Here is a 16,044-nt window from a genome sequence, read left to right as displayed (position 1 = left end):
TCCAACTTCCACACCATCAGCAGCGGCTACAAGGGCATGGAAGGACGAATCACCTTCGCCGATGTCACCGGCGACGGCAAGGCCGACATCCTCGGCCACCAGGCCGACGGCACCATCGTCATGGGCCAGAGCAACGGCAACGGGTTCACCAACTTCCACACCATCAGCAGCGGCTACAAGGGCATGGAAGGACGAATCACCTTCGCCGATGTCACCGGCGACGGCAAGGCCGACATCCTCGGCCTCCAGCATGACGGCACCATCGTCATGGGCCAGAGCAATGGCAACGGGTTCACCAACTTCCACACCATCAGCAGCGGCTACGGCACGGCGTGACCCAACCGGCCTCGATCAGGGCAAAGGGCCTTCACCCAAGGCCCGGTAGTTAGCCTCGACCTTTCGTGGCGGGCCGTCGGAATCTCCGGCGGCCCGTCTCGGCTTGTCGGGTCGCTGACGGGCAGGGCGATGGCCCGGCTGTCGCGTCGGGTGTGCGCCGAGGCACACGGTTCCGGCGGGTGGTTCGAGTTCGTCGGGACGGGCCGTCGCTTTGGTCAGCCGGGTTTGGGAGGGCATCGAGCCGCTGTATCCCTCTGGTGATCATTTCCGGCAAAAGTAAGTGGCGGGTCACCCCAGGTGCCACCGGAGGGCAGCGATGCGAGAGCTGGGCGGTGGCGGAGGACAGTCGACGGCGCAGGCGGCGGGGCTCCCAGAGGAGGGGCGAGCCGGTCAGGGCGAGCATCTGCAGCCAGTGTCGACGCACTCAGGGAATGTGGCTCGGCCAGAGTGCCTCCGTCAGGAGCACGTGCGTGACCTTGCAGCCCGAGCAGCGCGTACGACGCAGCTGCACCACCGCCGCCAGGTCTCCGGCACACTTCCCGCCCCGCCCAGGACCACGGAAGAAACCCGGTGCGTCACAAGTGGACATTTCGCCAGGGGCGGCCTGCCGGCTGTAAGCCGCTACAGAAGCCGACAGCCAGGCCGCCGGCTCACCCCACTGAGGGATCTACTCCCCTCCAGGTAGAGTCCCCACGATGCCCCTCGGGTGAACGTCCAAGCGGTGAGACAAGGACTCCCAAATAGGGGGGCGTATACTCGCCGAGCGTCCCTTCTGGGAGTATCCCGGTCCTGCCCCGGCTGCACTATCAACGCACCATGATCACCGGGTTGCCACGGCCGGGCCGACAGAAATCACCACACAGAAAATGTCCGGGGTCGTCGTGAAGTCTCACCAGCGGGTCCCCCTGCGCGGGGCATCACTCAAGCGACTGTCGGAACTACGCTTGATCACCGCCTGGCAGGCTGCGAGGCACCACATCCGAGGCTGCACCGATCCAGACTGCCTCCCGGAACACGACGAGCGGTCGATCCTGTGGTGGTATCGACACCTTCACGTCGACACGCGGCCGTCCTCCCCTACCCGGCGGGACCGTCGCCGAGCAGCGATGGAACTCGCGCAGGCTGCCGCCCGACACCACCGGGATTCCTGCCGGGATAGCGACTGCAGTCTGCACCACCGTGAATCCGAGACGATGTGGTGGTACCGCCAGCTCATCAACTCAAAGGAGCAGGATTCCGGGCATAGCGGCACATCTTGACCCGTACCGCGTCTCGCCCTTAATCCCCCGACTCACGTGCCCGTGCACGGTTGGCAGGGCAATCGGGGCGTGATGTGCCGACGAAGTTCCGTAACGGGCGGGTCGGTTGCGGGGCCATCACTGCGGTGTCCGTCAGGAACATCCACACCTTCAGCCTCGCTCCTCAGCCTTTGGGGTAGCCAGCGGGTCAGGTCAGACACCCCCCTGTCGTGACACTCCCGGAAGGTCCCCGAGAAGAAGGGCGGGATGCCCGGTGCGGTCCGGGCTCCTGCGGGCGATGCCCCTGCTGGTCGTCCTGGCGCACCGGGCCAGCCTCGTCTCGTCCGGCGTGGCCGTCCGCGCGGGCGCGAGAGTCGTCGGCCGCCTGGGTGGAGGCGACCTGAAGATGACGCAGCCGCTCGGCAGTGAGGTCGAATGCCTCCACGTCCGTGCCGGATTCCCTCAAGACCGCATCGCCGTCATGTCGATCGCCCCCCGGGGCCCCGCTCCGGCTCCTGGTCCTCAAGGTCGGCGGCCAGGGACGCGAGCAGCAGCTTGGGCATCGCCGCCTGCTGGTTTGGCAACGTCGTACGCCCGGCCCCCGCACGGCGGTAGCGGTGGTGCGCAGATTCTCCCGAACCACCGCGCCAGCGAGGACAGCGCGCTCGTACTGCAGCGGGATGCGGGGGATCTCCCCCTCCCCCGCATCTTGGTCACCCGCAAGGCGTTGCTGCTCCGCCACCTGCCAACCGGTGCCCGCCTCGAAATCCGTGAAAACGTCGGCGGGGTTGCCCTGCGCGACATGCAGATGCTCCTGGAGGACGAGGTCCGCGTCTCGCGCCAGAACGAGGAAACGCAAGACCGCCGTCAGCCGGTCTGGACACAGGGCCAGATGACGCGGAGCGAGAGCGCCATGGCCCATCACTGGGCACCTACCGCCACCACCAACCTGCGTAGCGCCCTCCTGACCCGCGCCAACCTCTGGTGGTCGGCCTCCCGCCACCAGGCCCACCTCGTGCCCGCCCGGCGCAGCAGCGCCGAGCGCTGCCTGCGTTGGACAGCGGGAAGCACCACCTCCGAGATGGGGGTCTTGCTCACCGAAGAACCGGTCAAGATTCCCGGGGCCCGGTTCACGCCTCCCAGCATCCTGTACGACGTCGGGCTGATCCAGCTCAATGAAGGCGTCCTCGAACTCAAGGGGCCGCTGTCTTGATCGGCCCTTGGTCGTCCACGGAGCCGGATTCAGCCAGCGGTCTCTTCGGGCCCGCTATTCATCGATTGCGCCTTGCGTTCGGCAGTTCGGCGGGCGGCCGCTCGTCGCAGCCGGTCAACGGTTGAGTGCCTGCCGGGGCATTTCGTCTGACAGGGCACCTGGAGATCAGGGCCCAGCCCGGTCACCCGGGAGGCCTCAGCTTGCAGGTCCCCCACGAAGGTAATGGCGTGGTGGTACTCCGCACAGTCCTGAGCGGCCGGTGGCTGCTGCGGTGGATCACTCCGCCCGGCTCGGGCGGGGTCTCACGGGGCGGACCGCTCGGATGGTGGGACCAGGGCGCAGCCCCTTATGGCAAGGCGGCGCTCGGAGCGGTCCGCAAGGCGCACCCAGAGGTAGGCGTTGTCCGCGTCGACACCGTTCCAGCCGCTGCCGACCTGGACGACTTCTCCCTCGTAGATGGGCGGGGTGCGGTAGTCGCCCGGGGGAAGGACTTCGGGTCCGCGCACCACGTCTCCGACTTGGTACGGCGCGGACACCGCGCCGGGACGGTGTCCCGTTCGGCCGGCCACCGCGGTCATCCCTGTGCGCGGGCGGCGAGGGTGAGCTTGAGCACCTGCGCCAGGTGCGGGCGTACGGCGCGGGCGGGCGGGATGGGGAGTTCGTCGTCCGGTGCCGTGTCCCAGCGGATGCCGTACGAAGGGGGCATCGCCACCCACGCCGTGGGTCCGGTGCGGACGTCGACCTGGGGGCAGTCGGCGAGGAGGGTGCCGGTGCCGGCTTCCACGAGCAGGGTCGCCGTGGTGTGCCCGGCGGTCAGGCAGGGGATGTGCAGGTTCGTCGCGTCGGCGCGGAGCATGACGCCCATGCCGATGGCGTGGCCGACGACCAGGGCGTCGAAGTGCGTGCACGGGACGATGACTCCGGCGCCGGGTGCGGACTCGAACGCCGCGGTGAGGTCACCCCTCTCCAGCGGCTCCACGGCCCCGGCGAGCGGGTGGGCGCCCGGGGTGACACAGGGTGTCGCCGTGGGGCTGTCCTGGCAGGTGCAGCCGGAGCCGGTGCGCTGGCGGTGGCCGATCGCGACGGGCCAGCCGAGCCGGTGATAGGCGGCGGCGCTCTCGATGGTGTCGCGGCCGTGCAGGACGTGCAGGATGTCGCCCATGTCGCCCCCCGTGCCCGGTTGGGAACCGTAGGTGATGGTCACGACACGAGGGTCCCGCTCAACAGGAAGGGCGACCCACAGGAATTCTGTAGGCTGCCCAACTGGCATATGCGCCCCGATGTCAGGACACGAGTTCCATCCCGCGCACCAGCCCGGACAAGGCGGCGGCCTGCGACGGAACGCCCCGTCGGACCATGTCGCCGACGAGCTCACGGGCCATCGGGTGGGCGTGCACGTAGTGCGGGGCGCGCTGCGCCGCCGTCCGCAGGGTGACCACGGCTTCGCCGGAGCGGCCCATGCGGTGCATCGCCCGCGCCTCGTCGATCCGGTAGTGGGTGATGCGTTCCCGGCTCGGCATCGCCGCCACGTCGATGTCGTCGACGAATGAGAGCCCGGTGTCAGGGGCGTCCACTTCGACGCCGGCCTCGGTCGTGTGGACCAGGACGTTCGCCCGGGAGAACACGGTCTGCCACCGCAGATCGTGATGTCCTTCCGGGAGGCGCTCGGAGACCTCCAGCGCGCGGGTGGCCTGGCTCCAGGCTCCGTCGGCGTCGCCGGCGCGGGCGCAGGCCACGACCTGACGGAGCACCAGAGCGCCTTCCAGCACGAGGGCGTCGGTGTCCCCCGTCGCGGAGATCGGCTCCAGGTCGCGCAGGGCGGCGTCGGCGACCGCCTGCGTCTCCCGGGCCGAGCCCTGATGGAGCAGAGCGCCGCACCGGTCCCAGGCCACGGCGGCCTTCACGATCGGGTCGTCGAGCTGGGTCGCGGCCCCGGCCGCGACTTCCGCCGCCACCCACGCCAGATCGGGCAAGCCGGTCTGGTTGAGGGTCTGGCGGGCGTTGCGGGCGGCGTCGACCAAGAGGCGCAGGGCTTCGTCCCACTCGGCGGTGCCGCGCTCGTGCATCAGGATCGTGGTGTTGAGGTCCTCCAGCAGGGCGGGAAGGAGTCCGGCGACCGCGGGAAGGTTCGCGCCCTGGCGGTGCCGGTTGGTCGCCGCGGCCTGGTCCCGGACTCGCTGGACGTCGGCGGTCGGCCCGGACGGCACGAGACCCGGGTGGCCGGAGAGGATCAGCGAGGAGCGGCGCAGCGCGGCACGGAGCGCGGGCACGTGCGGGACCGCCGAGCCCTGCTCGCGGCGCAGCCGGTAGGGCTGTCCCAGCAGCCAGACGACGTCGACCTCGCATACCGTGGCCACGGCCGTGATCAGGGAGTACCGGTCCAGTGGGAGTCGGCCGGCCTCGACGTCCTCGGCCCAGCGCTCCGAGCGGCCCACCAGACCGGCCATCTCCGCCTGCGTCAGGCCTGCCGCGATCCGGGCCACACGCACGCGCGCCCCGATGCCGGTGTCAGGGGAATGGGTCATGACGGCACCTCTCCGTTCTGGACTCCTCACCCGGACGGTACTCCCCACGGGCGACCTGCGGATACGCCAACTGCCCAACAGGGACGGCCACTACGTCCGCAAGCAGTCTCCACCCCCTGCCAGTGGCGGGCCGGAGAATTTGCACGAGGCATCGCGCGGGCACCCCGCGCTGTGGATCCGCTGGCACGGAGCGCTGCGCACCGAACTCCCGGCCCCGGATCCGCCGGCCTAGCCTCGGATTCGGGCCGCTTCTCGGGCCGCCGACCATCGCACATAGGGGATGCCGCCGAGCAACCCGGCCGCGACGGCGGCCGACGCCCACATGGCGACCGTCGCCGATTCGCGCACAGGGGCGGCGGTGTCGAGCCCGACGAGAAGTCCAGCCCAGAATGCTGCCGACACGGACGCGACGGCGCCACCGACGCCGAGGGCCCTCATCAGGCGGCCCGCCGGGGTGCCTCATGCTCGACTGGGCTCACGGTGTTCCAGCTCGAATCCATTGAGTGTTCCCTTCCCCTGTCGCCCGTACCGGGCTTCTGCGTTGCGCGTTCAGCGGCCGGAGCAGCGTAGCCATCACAGGCCGTGGCGACTGTCGCTTCTCTTCTGAAGATCGATCCGTCGGGGTACAGGTCACCCCTCGACGGCCGGTGCCGTGCGGCTCTGGGGCACTGGCGGCCGGCCTTCTTCCTCGATCACGCTCATCAGGCGTTGCAGCTCGCCCATCGCCCGTACGCGTGAACGCAGGCGCCAGCGGCTGCCGAAGAACAGGGTGTGGAAGTGCTCCGTGATCTCCAGGAGGTGGCGCAGCTTCGTCTCCTCGGTCCGGTCAGAGATCCAGACCATGCGGGCCGTCCCGCAGTAGCGCATCCCCAGGACTCCGATGGGACCGCGGAAGGTGAAGACGAACTCCTGCGCGTGGTCGGTGAGGTGACGGGTCGCCTCGTCCACTTGCCGATGCCACCTGTCGCGCTCCTCGGTGAGGGCGGCCCGTAGCGTGTCGGTGACGCCGTCGGGAACCTGAACCTCCCGCAGCTTGATCACGGCGGTCAGGATGGACAGGGCGTTGGTGGTGATCTTCTCTTGTGCCTGCATCTTCGTTTGGAAGCGCCGGTTGCGGACCTCCAGCAGCGGCAGGATGTAGCGGCCGGTGAAGATGGTCGTCGCCACCGAGATCAGTGCGGCACTTCCCCATGCGGGGATCCAGTCGAGCATGGCGCTGATTCTGGCGAGGCGCAGCAAGCGGCGCAGGCGAACCGGCAGATCCGCGCAGGAGTGCCGCGGTCGATCGCTGTGGTGGCCGCGCTTCGCAGGGCGTGCCGGGGGAGCCCGGTGGCCCGGGTGCGCCAAAGTAGTCGGATGCGCCACCGGACCCTGCCCTTGCTGATTGCCATCCTGTTGGCCACGGCGGGGTGCGTCTCCGTCACCCCCACCACCGACAACAAACCCCCGCGGAACCGCACGCCGGTCTCTGTCCCGGCCCCAGCGTCCGGGCGGGAGGCGGGTGTGGCGCTGCCGCTGACGCCGCTTCCCGACAGCTGGCCACCCGCCCCTGCCGTGGCGATCGCACCCCTACCCGCGGACAGCACGTCGGCCGCACGCCCCCACCAGAAGCAGCACCACGCACCGAAGGCCGAAGGAGCGGGCTCGGGAATGCGGACAGGACGGAAGCCGGAGCGGCTGCCGGTGAAGGCGAAGCGGTCCAGCCCGCAGCACCACACCCCAAAGCCGAAGGACAAGGCCAAGAAGCGCAGAGCAGGTACGTCAAGGCCGGTGGTTCCCCAGCGCTCCCGCCCGAACGCGGCCCCGGTACCGGGTCATGTCTCCATGGCCGAGCTCTGCCGCTCCTCGCGTGGGGTCACGAGTCCGGCTATCAGCCAGCTCTGCTACCGCACATACCGGTAGTCCGCCCGGCGAGACTGTCTCAGACGGGTTCAGGTAATCGGTCTGAGGGGCCGCCCGGGGCACAGAAGCGTGCGCCGAGGTTGTCCGTTGGGTTGAGGTAGACCAGCGCGGTGAACCAGGGTGCGGCCTTGGCCGGGTCCTTGATCCGCAGGAGCTGGGCGTAGGCGAAGAGCACCCGGTGGGCGGGGCGGTTGTCGGTGTCGGCGTAGCGCAGGACGTCGCGGAAGGGGTGGGGCAGGGACTGCTGCAGGACGCAGACGCCGGCGGCCGCCCAGGCTAGAGCCGCCTCCAGGTCCCCGGTGACGCGCGGCTGGCCCTGGCCGTCCTCGTCGTCCAGGTCGTCGTCCGCGTCTTCGTCGTCGAGGCCGGCGTACTCGTACGCGAAGGCGGCGTAGGAGTCCAGATCCCGCGGGTGGAGGAGACGGCCTCCGATCGTGACGCTGGCCTTGTGGTACGCGGTGTGCTGTTCTTCGCTGGACTCCTCGTCGGGTGTCCAGATCCGCTCCATCGTCCACTCCGGCCGCGGGGGCAGGGCCGCGACCTTCTTCTCCAGCGGGGACAGCCCGCCCGGCTCATCCGCGTACTCGGAGTAGTAGGCGGCCGACTCGAACCGGTACGCCTCCCCCTCCGGGGCCCATGCGAGCAGCGGCCGGTCCAGCTTCCGCAACGCCTCCACGGTGAGCTTGCCCGTGGGCGCGAGCCACGGAATCGCGCCTTCCACCGTGGCCTTGGCTTCCTTCTTGTCGAACCCCATCCACATGACGCCAGTGTCCCGCTTCACGAACCCGGCCGGGGGAGCTTCGGCACACGGGGGTGCGGTCCTGGCCATTCAGAGGTCGCGGCGGGTGCCGTGTCTCGGCATCGGCAGGTCGGTGGGCACTCGTGATGCCGTCTCCCGGTGACCGGCCCCGTCTCGGCGGTGAGGAGTGCGAGGGCGAATTCAGAGTTCAGCTAGCTGTGCAGGACTCCGGTGCGGGCGGCGATGCCTCGGAGTTCAGGTGTGGTGCGCCCTGAGAGCAGCAGGCCGGAGACGAGGGACTTCACGGCTGGGCGGGCGTGGGTTTCCTGCGGGGCCCAGTACTCGGCCTGGAGGAGGGCGCGGATGCATTCGTCTCGTCGGCCCCATTGCGCGAAGGCCTTAGCGCGGTCGGTGAAGTAGAGCGCGCGCCGCTCCGTGGTGGGAAGCGCCTGGGGGGCAAGAGCGTCTGCTGCGGCGATGGCGGCCGAGGGATCTCCGGCGGTGTTCTCCGCCGAGATCAGGTGGAGCTGCACGGTGGCCCAGCTGAACCCACCGTTGGTGTCCCGAAGGTGGGTGACGGTGCCGAGGCTCTTGGCGATGGCGGTGGCCTCGCTGGTCAGCTCGCGCATTCCGGCTTGGTCGCGTTGGTGGGCGACGGTGTAGGCGGCGCACTGGACGAGCAGGCCGCGCTGGGCGATCCCGGCGTTTCCGAGCTCGCGCAGGGCTGGGTCGTCGGCGGCGTTCAGGGCGAGGGTGAGGGCCTGGTCGTGCCATCCCGCTTTTCGGGCGAGGACGGCCTGCTGGCGGGCCGCCTCCGCTGCCGCGACGGGTGCCCCGGCGGCCGAGGCGAACTGCCGGGCGCGGTCGGCTGCCATCCAGCCGAGTTGTGGCTCGTCGAGCTTGATGAGGATGCGCGTCGCCAGGAGGTAGGCCTGCGCCAGCACGGGGAAGTTGCCGCCGGTGGACTGGTGCCCGGCGGAGATCAGGCGTGGGAGCCGTAGGGCGAGGCTGGAGTACGCGCAGTCGTTGAAGTCCGCCGAGGCGCGGTGCAGTTCCACCGAGAGGCGCTCAGGGGGCGTGTCAGGGGCCGCGCTGCCGAGTCCCAGCATCGCGTCGCGCAGCCCCGCGACGAGCGTCTCGCCGAGTTGCGCCTCGTCGGTTTTGGCCGGGGTGGCGCCGGCGAGGGGGGCTCCCATGGCGGCCGCCGCGGTGATCGCCAAGTTCGCGAGCAGTTGCCTTCGCGTGCGCACCGGGTCCTCTCCGTCGTCGTGCCCTGGGGTTCTCAGGGTAGGGGCGGGCAGGCTGGGGTACGGCCCGGTTCGCTGACTGAGCGGGTCCGGAAGGGCGCCCGTAGTCGGGGCGAGGCCGAGGTCCTGGGGTGGGATGCCGAGTGCCTGGGCGAATCTCTGGAGCACGGACAGGTCTGCCATGTTCGATTTTCCGCGCTCCAAGCGGGATACCTGGGCGGCCGAGTAGCCGGTCATCGATCCGAGCGTGGCCAGGGTCATGCCCTGGGTTCTGCGTGCTCTGCGGACCACCTCGCCGGGTGTTGCCGCCCGGGGTGTCGCCTGTGACTTTCGAACTGCGTCCATAATCCCGTCCCGGTGTAGCCGAGGCTGCGTGGTCCCCGGTGAGCGGGGGCTCGGACGCGGCCGTCCGTACTTGCACGAGATGCAAACTCCTTGCAGCCCTATGGCTACTGACTGTTGTACCGCGTCCTGGTGCGGTGGTCTTGGAGTTGCGGCGGTTCACCAACGCCGTGCACTCCCCGCCCCTGTGAGCACTCCTCAGAAGGGACTTCTCCGTGGATCAGTACGCGCCGCAGCGCGACCGTCTGCTGACGTCTTCCAGGCCCCTGCCGGACTTCGAGGCCGTGGGATCGAACGGGCCCTGGCTGCACCGTGCCGACGGGCGCCGCATCCTCGACGGATCGAGTGGCCTCCTGTGCGCGAACGTCGGACAGGGCAGCCCCGCGGTCTTCGCCCGCATCGAGAAGCAGTTCTCGCGCTACTCGTTCGGCGGCGCTGCCGTCGTCCAGCCCCACATCCAGATGGAACTGATGGACCGCCTGTGCCGAGCGGTGGGCCGGCAGGAGGACTCCGTCGCGCTGACCACGTGCGGCACTCTCGGCGTGGAGGTCGCGGTGGGCCTGGCACGGAACATCGTGCGGGTCCGTGACCGGAAGCGGCGCGGGGACATCCTGACGTCCAGCCTGTCGTACCACGGGAACAGCATGTTCACCCTCGGAGTCGCGGGCAACCAGATCCGCAACCCCCGTCCCGAAGACCGCTACGGCCTTGGCCCCGCCTTCTCTGCGCCCTACCCGCCAACACACGGCCAAGCCCACGACGAGCACGGGTGCGGCGTCTCGTGCGCCGAGGAAGTGGCGCGGGCGATCGACAGCAGGGGCGCGGAGAATGTCGCCGCGGTCCTGATCGAGCCCATCAACGGGACCACGGGCGGCGCCTTCGTGCCCCCGGACGGCTACCTACGGCGGGTGTCCGAGATCTGCCGGGAGCGCAGCGTCCTGGTCATCCACGACGAGGTCCTGACCGGGCTGTGGCGCACCGGTACACCGCTGGCGAGCCAGCACTGGGACGGGTGCGAGCCCGACCTGGTCATCCTGTCCAAGGGCTTGGGCGCCGGCTACACCGGTGTGGGCGCGGTGCTGGTGTCGCCGGAGATCGCGCCGCTGCTGCGGCGCAAGGGCGTGGACCCGCTGCCCGCGATGGGGACCATGGCCACCCACCCGCTCCAGGCGGCGGCCTGCCTGGGGGTCCTGGACGAGCTGGAGGCCATGGACTTCGGCGCCTTCACCGCGCGTGGAAAGCGTCTGGGCACGTCGCTGCGGTCCCTGACCGGCCGGGCGCCGGTGCGGGAGGTCCGGGGCGTCGGCCACCTGTACGGGGTGGAGGTCGCTCCTGGCCTGCTCTGGTCGCTGATGGAGGAGTGCGAGCGGCGCGGCGTCTTCTTCTACCCGTTCACCGGAGCCGGTGACCCGCGCAGCGAGGGCATGGTCGTCGCGCCCCCTCTGAACTCCAGCGACGACGACGTCGACTTCCTGACCACCGCGCTCACCGACGCGGTCGCCGCCCTCAGCTAGCCCACCCGCACCCCGCTCATGGGGACGGACCGTTTCAACTCAGAGATCGAGGACACGACATGCAGTTTCCCGTCACGGTCATCGACCAGCTCGACAAGGCCCAGATCCGTAGGTGGAACGACTTCTACGGCGTGAGCGCCGATCGGCCCCGCTTCGAGGAGGAGGGCATCTGGCGGCGCAACCAGCAGGAGGAGACCGCCGAGAACTCCGGCTGGACGGGCGAGGGCGACGCGCGTCGCCGCATCGTCCACTACTGGCACCAGTACGGGCTCGTGGACACCACGGCCGCGCCGGCCATCGCCATGACGCAGATGTACCTGTACCACTCGGTGGCCGCGCCACGGTCCGAGATCGAGGAGGCGTGGGAGCAGAACCACGCGATGCTGTCCGAGGGCGGCTGGAAGCACATCGGGGCGGGCCGGTTCGAGCTGGGTGACCTGCGCGTCCACATGCTCCGCGTCGAGGAGCACCCCGAGGACCTGCGGGCGGGCCGCAGGCTTCCTGCCGACTACGAGGTCATCGACACCGTCTTCACATCCGCCAACTGTTTCCCCCCGCGGGCGGTCCGACGCCGCCCGTGGGAGGTACTGACCCACGGAGTCCGGGTCAAGGACACCCCCGGGAAGCCTGTCTACGCCGAGGACCTGGCGCAGCTCACGGACTTCCTGCCGTTCCAGGTCGAGGTCGGCTGCGGCGTCTCCTACGAGGCCGGGATCCCGCCGCTGCACCGGCTCCACGCGATGTACCACGTCAACGAGATCGAGGACGAGCAGCTCGGCAAGGGCTTCACGTTCGTGCTCGCCCCGGGGCGGGACCCGCTGCTCGCGGAGATGTTCCTCGACACCGAGGACAAGGTGTGTGAGCTGTCGGAGATGTACCGGGCGTGCTTCAACGCTGAGGTCACCCCGGCCATGCGCGCGCTCAAGCGTATGGAAGAGGCCGGGCACATGGTCGGCCCGTTCATCACGAACAACTTCGACGCGCTCGGCGCCCGCGCCGGGTTCGAGGAGCAATTCATGCGCCGCTACGACCAGCGGATCCCGCCGGTCACCTTCCACCCCGACGCGAAGGCCCTGGTCGTGATCGGGCTGCACGCCGACCGGCGGTGGGTGGCCAAGCGGGCCCGCGCGGCCGGCCTGAAGGTGTTCCTCGTCGACCCGGAGGGATTCCCCCGTCCGGACGGTTCCTGGTTCGCCTACCCGCTGGAAGCCCCGCAGACCGGCGACGTCGTCGTACGGCGGACGGCCGCCGACGCGATCAGCGGCCTGGAGCAGATGCTGAACCCCACGTGACCAGCGCGTGAAAGAGAGGGCCGGGGAACGGCGCTAGCCTCTGGGCTCGTTCCCCGGCCCCGCCACGCGGTGCCCCTCCCAGGATGAGAGTCAAGGAATGCGCGTTTCAGTAATTGGCTGCGGACACCTCGGCATCCCGCACGCCGCGGCGATGGCCGAACTGGGTCACGAAGTCATCGGCGTGGACGTCGACCAAGCCAAGGTCGACCGCCTCAACTCCGGCCAGTGCCCCATCTACGAGACCGGCCTCCCCGAGCTGCTCGCCGCCCACACCGCGAGCGGACGCCTGCGCTTCACCACCGACATCCGCGAGGCGGCCGAGTTCGCCGAGCTGCACTTCATCGGTGTCGGCACGCCGATCGACGCGGACGGCCGCTCCTACGACACCGGACAGGTCTTCGGCGCGATCCGCCAGCTCGCCCCGCACCTGGCCCGGCCGTGCACGATCGTCGGGAAGAGCACAGTCACCGTCGGGACCACAGTCCAGGTCACCGCCCTCACCCAGCGCCTCGCCCCGGCCGGCACCGCGGTGGAGGTGGTTTGGAACCCGGAGTTCCTCCGCGAGGGCCACGCGGTCGAGGACACGCTGCGGCCCGACCGGCTCATCGCCGGCCTCACCACCGCCGAAGCCGAGAAGGCGATCCGCGCCGTCTACGCCCCGATCCTCGACGCCGGGGTCCCGCTGTTCGTCACCGACCCGCAGACCGCGGAACTCGCCAAGGGCGCCGCGAACACCTTCCTCGGCCTGAAGATCAGCTACATCAACGCCGTCGCCGACATGTGCGACGCGGCGGGCGGCGACGTCTCCCAGATCGTGGAGATCCTCGGCATCGACCCACGGATCGGCAGCGGCGGGATGCGGCCGGGCATCGGCTACGGCGGCGGCTGCCTGCCCAAGGACGTCCGCGCCTTCACCGCCTCCGCCCGCCAGCTCGGCGCCGACCGGGCCGCCACCTTGCTGCGCGCCGCCGAGGAGATCAACGAGTCCCGCACCGACGTCGCCATGGACCTCATCCGCAACGCCCTCGGCGACCGCTCCGTCAAGAACGCAAAGATCACCGTGTGGGGCGCCGCGTTCAAGCCCGGCACCAACGACGTCCGCGAAAGCCCCGCACTCGCGCTGGCCCATGCCCTCCAGCAGGCCGGCGCCACGGTCACCGTTCACGACCCGCAGGCCGTGGCCACCGCCATGACCCGCAACCCGGAACTGGACTACACCGACGACCTGCCCGCATCCGTCGACGGAGCCGACCTCGTCGTCCTGGCCACCGAATGGCCCGAATACGGCCAGGCAGACCCCCAGGACCTGGCCGGCCGCGCGGCCCGTCCCCTGCTCGTCGACTGCCGCACCACCCTGGACCCAGAGCCCTGGCGCACGGCCGGCTGGACCGTCCACCAGCTCGGACGCCCCGGCAAGTAGCACCGCGCCGCGCGAAAGCCTCGTACCACGTCATCAGCCCCTGGATCGCCGGAGGTACCGCACGATGCCCGGCAACGACGTTGTTCTCCGCCGCGCCGGCGACGCCGACGCCCGCGCCGCGGCCGACGTGTGGCTGCGTTCCTTCGCCGCAGCGTTGCCGACCGTGCGCTGCGCGCACGACGACGCCGACGTACACGACTGGTTCGCGCGCGTGCTCGTGCCGCGGTACGAGACCTGGGTCGCGGTCAGCGCAGGAAACGTGGTGGGGGTCATGGTCCTCAACGGGGAGGACCTGAAACAGCTCTACCTCGACCCCCCGTGGCGCGGACGGGGACTCGGTGACCAGTTCATGAACCTGGCCAAGGAGCAGCAGCCGGACGGGCTGACCTTGTGGACGTTCCAGGTGAACACCTCAGCGCACCGGTTCTACGAGCGGCACGGCTTCATCGCGGTCGAGCGGACGGACGGGTTGCGCAACGATGAACGCGAGCCGGATGTCCTATACCTATGGCAGCCTCCACCCGCACGCTGACGATGAAGGCGGTCACCCGAAGTCCCGGGTGACCGCCTTCATCGTTGTGGAGGCGGTCTACGGTGGCGCGATGACAGTTCTGATCGTCGGCGGCAGCGGCTTCCTCGGGACCGAGCTGGTCCGGCAGGCGAGAGCAGCGGGGCATACGACCGTCGCGACGTACGCGACCAAGCCCGGTTCCGCCTCCCCCACCGCGTGGCGCCACCTCGATCTGCGGGACGCCGGAAGCCTGGACGTCGTCCTGTCCGAGGTCCGCCCGCAACTCGTCCTCAACGCATCGAGCGGATCGGCCCACTGGCCGACCACGGCAGAGGGCCCCATCCGGCTCGCGATGGCCGCGGCGAAGTACGGAACCCGCATAGTCCACGTATCCAGTGACGCAATCTTCTCCGGGGCACACGTCCACTACGACGAGTCCAGCCTCCCCGACCCCCTCACCGCCTACGGCGCGGCCAAGGCCGCGGCCGAGACCGGCGTCCTCGCCGTGCACCCGAAGGCCACGGTCGCCCGGACATCACTGATCATCGGCCACGGGCAGTCGGTGCACGAGAGGATCGTGCACGAACTCGCCGACGGCATCCGCGACGGCGTCCTGTTCACCGACGACATCCGCTGCCCCGTCCACGTCACGGACCTGGCCGCCGCCCTCCTGGAGCTGGCCGACGCCGACGCGACCGGAATCCACCATCTCGCAGGCCCCGACGCAGTGAGCCGCCACGAGCTGGGCATCCTTATCGCCGAGCGGGACGGGCTCGACGCCTCACAGCTCCCCACCGGTCTGCGGGCCGAAAGCAGGCTTCCCGGCGCCCTCGACGTACGCCTCGACAGCCGGGCCACCGAGCGAGGTCTGCGCACCATGCTGCGCGGGGCCCGGCAGTTCCTGCGGCCCGGGTTCGCCATCTGACCCCACGGGCCGTCAGCTCTCGGGGCGCGCTCGGGCCGCAGCGAGCAGCCTCTGCGCCGTCCGCTGGCCGACCTGGTAGCGCTCGGCAATCTCGGCGGTGTTCACCTGTCCCAGGAGGAGAAGGGCGGCGACTTCCGTGACGCGGGGATCGTGCCGGTGGCGTGGGGCTCTGTTGCGGGGATCGCCGGGCTGTCGGCCGGGGTTGTGGTGACGCTGGTCTGCGGAATCGCGGCGGGCGGCGATGCTTCGGCGCGTCCACCACGTTCGGCCGTGGCGCTCGGTGCCTGCGGGGAGGTAGCCGGTGGTGGCGTACGCGCGGACGGTGGTGGCGTCGATACCGAGAACGGCCCCGGCCTCCTTGTCGCTGAGGAGGTCGTCGGGGTGGGCCGCGCCACCGGCCTGGCTCGCGGGGATGCGTGCGCCCTTGATGTAGGCGGTGGCCTGCGCGGCGTCGTAGAGGCGCAGCCTCTCACCGGGGTTGAGGACGGGGACGCGGGCGCGGAAGTCGGCGCCGTGGCGGCGCCGCCAGGTGTACACGGGCAGGCCGCTGGCGGTGGCGATGTCGTCCTCGGTCATGGTGGGGCGTCCGTGGGGGATCATCGTGTCGCTCGCTTTCTGTGGGACGGGGTCAGCGTGCCGTACGCCGAACCCTTCGGGTGTTGGGGTTGGGAGGAGGGCGCGCCGCGGGCACTGCGGTTTGCGCACCGGGAGGTGGCTGGCGGACCAGCCGTCGCCCGGAGACCTCCGCCGACGGCGGCGTGCGCGCTCGTCTGCGGCCCCTGGGCCGGCCGCCGCGTTCCCGCGCTGCCAGGGGATCGGAGTGGGCCACCGGCGTGCGCG

The 16,044-nt window shown here is 70.3% G+C and carries 15 protein-coding genes and 1 pseudogene; 8 read left to right on the top strand and 8 right to left on the bottom strand.

Annotation, left to right across the window (positions count from 1 at the left end):
- Both ACIRO3_RS35380 and ACIRO3_RS35375 read left to right on the top strand, forming a co-directional pair.
- A partial coding sequence (locus ACIRO3_RS35380) for an FG-GAP repeat domain-containing protein (protein WP_404143695.1) occupies window positions 1-336 on the top strand: 336 nt, incomplete at its 5' end.
- Between the two features lie 1,947 nt (window positions 337-2,283).
- The gene (locus ACIRO3_RS35375) at window positions 2,284-2,787 is read left to right on the top strand and encodes a hypothetical protein (RefSeq protein WP_404143693.1); all 504 of its coding nucleotides are present in this window, start codon (window positions 2,284-2,286) and stop codon (window positions 2,785-2,787) included.
- A 302-nt stretch (window positions 2,788-3,089) separates the two neighbouring features.
- Here the strand turns inward: ACIRO3_RS35375 and ACIRO3_RS35370 are convergent, their stop codons facing one another.
- The 3 genes from ACIRO3_RS35370 to ACIRO3_RS35360 all read right to left on the bottom strand — a co-directional run bounded on the left by ACIRO3_RS35370 (window position 3,090) and on the right by ACIRO3_RS35360 (window position 5,312).
- Window positions 3,090-3,293, bottom strand: coding sequence for a hypothetical protein (locus ACIRO3_RS35370; RefSeq protein WP_404143691.1), 204 nt, complete (start codon window positions 3,291-3,293; stop codon window positions 3,090-3,092).
- Between the two features lie 68 nt (window positions 3,294-3,361).
- A complete protein-coding gene (locus ACIRO3_RS35365; RefSeq protein ID WP_404143689.1) occupies window positions 3,362-3,991 on the bottom strand; it encodes a hypothetical protein in 630 nt (209 codons plus the stop codon).
- A 79-nt stretch (window positions 3,992-4,070) separates the two neighbouring features.
- Entirely contained in the window at window positions 4,071-5,312 is a 1,242-nt protein-coding gene (locus ACIRO3_RS35360) for a helix-turn-helix domain-containing protein (protein WP_404143687.1), read from the bottom strand.
- Between ACIRO3_RS35360 and ACIRO3_RS35355 the strand changes: the two genes are divergently transcribed.
- Window positions 5,311-5,544, top strand: coding sequence for a hypothetical protein (locus ACIRO3_RS35355; protein ID WP_404143685.1), 234 nt, complete (start codon window positions 5,311-5,313; stop codon window positions 5,542-5,544). The two genes, ACIRO3_RS35360 and ACIRO3_RS35355, sit on opposite strands and share 2 nt — an antisense overlap.
- A 398-nt stretch (window positions 5,545-5,942) precedes the next feature.
- Here the strand turns inward: ACIRO3_RS35355 and ACIRO3_RS35350 are convergent, their stop codons facing one another.
- The 4 genes and pseudogenes from ACIRO3_RS35350 to ACIRO3_RS35335 form a co-directional block, all read right to left on the bottom strand.
- Window positions 5,943-6,524 (bottom strand): hypothetical protein, encoded by a 582-nt coding sequence (locus ACIRO3_RS35350; RefSeq protein ID WP_404143683.1) that lies wholly within the window; start codon window positions 6,522-6,524, stop codon window positions 5,943-5,945.
- Between the two features lie 709 nt (window positions 6,525-7,233).
- A complete protein-coding gene (locus ACIRO3_RS35345) occupies window positions 7,234-7,974 on the bottom strand; it encodes a hypothetical protein (RefSeq protein WP_404143681.1) in 741 nt (246 codons plus the stop codon).
- 191 nt (window positions 7,975-8,165) lie between these two features.
- Window positions 8,166-9,203 (bottom strand): XRE family transcriptional regulator, encoded by a 1,038-nt coding sequence (locus ACIRO3_RS35340; protein WP_404143715.1) that lies wholly within the window; start codon window positions 9,201-9,203, stop codon window positions 8,166-8,168.
- A gap of 129 nt (window positions 9,204-9,332) precedes the next feature.
- Window positions 9,333-9,545, bottom strand: a pseudogene (locus tag ACIRO3_RS35335) (helix-turn-helix domain-containing protein); the annotation flags it as partial.
- Between the two features lie 212 nt (window positions 9,546-9,757).
- On the opposite strand from ACIRO3_RS35335, the gene ACIRO3_RS35330 reads away from it, so the two are divergent.
- The 5 genes from ACIRO3_RS35330 to ACIRO3_RS35310 all read left to right on the top strand — a co-directional run bounded on the left by ACIRO3_RS35330 (window position 9,758) and on the right by ACIRO3_RS35310 (window position 15,204).
- Complete coding sequence (locus ACIRO3_RS35330; protein ID WP_404143679.1) at window positions 9,758-11,056, top strand: aminotransferase class III-fold pyridoxal phosphate-dependent enzyme; 1,299 nt, start codon at window positions 9,758-9,760, stop codon at window positions 11,054-11,056.
- 59 nt (window positions 11,057-11,115) lie between these two features.
- Window positions 11,116-12,348, top strand: a complete 1,233-nt coding sequence (locus ACIRO3_RS35325) for a hypothetical protein (RefSeq protein WP_404143677.1) — start codon at window positions 11,116-11,118, stop codon at window positions 12,346-12,348.
- Window positions 12,349-12,445: 97 nt separating this feature from the next.
- Window positions 12,446-13,768: a UDP-glucose dehydrogenase family protein gene (locus ACIRO3_RS35320; RefSeq protein WP_404143675.1), complete on the top strand. Its 1,323-nt coding sequence runs from the start codon at window positions 12,446-12,448 to the stop codon at window positions 13,766-13,768.
- A 64-nt stretch (window positions 13,769-13,832) separates the two neighbouring features.
- Complete coding sequence (locus ACIRO3_RS35315; RefSeq protein WP_404143673.1) at window positions 13,833-14,300, top strand: GNAT family N-acetyltransferase; 468 nt, start codon at window positions 13,833-13,835, stop codon at window positions 14,298-14,300.
- 70 nt (window positions 14,301-14,370) lie between these two features.
- Window positions 14,371-15,204, top strand: a complete 834-nt coding sequence (locus ACIRO3_RS35310; RefSeq protein ID WP_404143671.1) for a sugar nucleotide-binding protein — start codon at window positions 14,371-14,373, stop codon at window positions 15,202-15,204.
- 12 nt (window positions 15,205-15,216) lie between these two features.
- Here the strand turns inward: ACIRO3_RS35310 and ACIRO3_RS35305 are convergent, their stop codons facing one another.
- Window positions 15,217-15,780: a DNA-binding protein gene (locus tag ACIRO3_RS35305; RefSeq protein WP_404143669.1), complete on the bottom strand. Its 564-nt coding sequence runs from the start codon at window positions 15,778-15,780 to the stop codon at window positions 15,217-15,219.
- Window positions 15,781-16,044 lie beyond the last annotated feature (264 nt).

It is taken from the genome of Streptomyces sp. NPDC102278 (genome assembly GCF_044766345.1).
Taxonomy (GTDB): Bacteria; Actinomycetota; Actinomycetes; order Streptomycetales; family Streptomycetaceae; genus Streptomyces.
Note: the sequence above shows the minus strand (reverse complement) of the source record. Positions and strands in the feature narration are given on the sequence as shown.

What these genes read in the sequence shown, in the direction of transcription:
- ACIRO3_RS35355 (WP_404143685.1), top strand. Translation starts at nt 5,311, where the DNA reads ATGACGGCACCTCTCCGTTCTGGACTCCTCACCCGGACGGTACTCCCC.
- ACIRO3_RS35360 (WP_404143687.1), bottom strand. Translation starts at nt 5,312, where the DNA reads ATGACCCATTCCCCTGACACCGGCATCGGGGCGCGCGTGCGTGTGGCC.
- ACIRO3_RS35350 (WP_404143683.1), bottom strand. Translation starts at nt 6,524, where the DNA reads ATGCTCGACTGGATCCCCGCATGGGGAAGTGCCGCACTGATCTCGGTG.
- ACIRO3_RS35345 (WP_404143681.1), bottom strand. Translation starts at nt 7,974, where the DNA reads ATGTGGATGGGGTTCGACAAGAAGGAAGCCAAGGCCACGGTGGAAGGC.
- ACIRO3_RS35325 (WP_404143677.1), top strand. Translation starts at nt 11,116, where the DNA reads ATGCAGTTTCCCGTCACGGTCATCGACCAGCTCGACAAGGCCCAGATC.
- ACIRO3_RS35320 (WP_404143675.1), top strand. Translation starts at nt 12,446, where the DNA reads ATGCGCGTTTCAGTAATTGGCTGCGGACACCTCGGCATCCCGCACGCC.
- ACIRO3_RS35315 (WP_404143673.1), top strand. Translation starts at nt 13,833, where the DNA reads ATGCCCGGCAACGACGTTGTTCTCCGCCGCGCCGGCGACGCCGACGCC.
- ACIRO3_RS35310 (WP_404143671.1), top strand. Translation starts at nt 14,371, where the DNA reads ATGACAGTTCTGATCGTCGGCGGCAGCGGCTTCCTCGGGACCGAGCTG.
- ACIRO3_RS35305 (WP_404143669.1), bottom strand. Translation starts at nt 15,780, where the DNA reads ATGACCGAGGACGACATCGCCACCGCCAGCGGCCTGCCCGTGTACACC.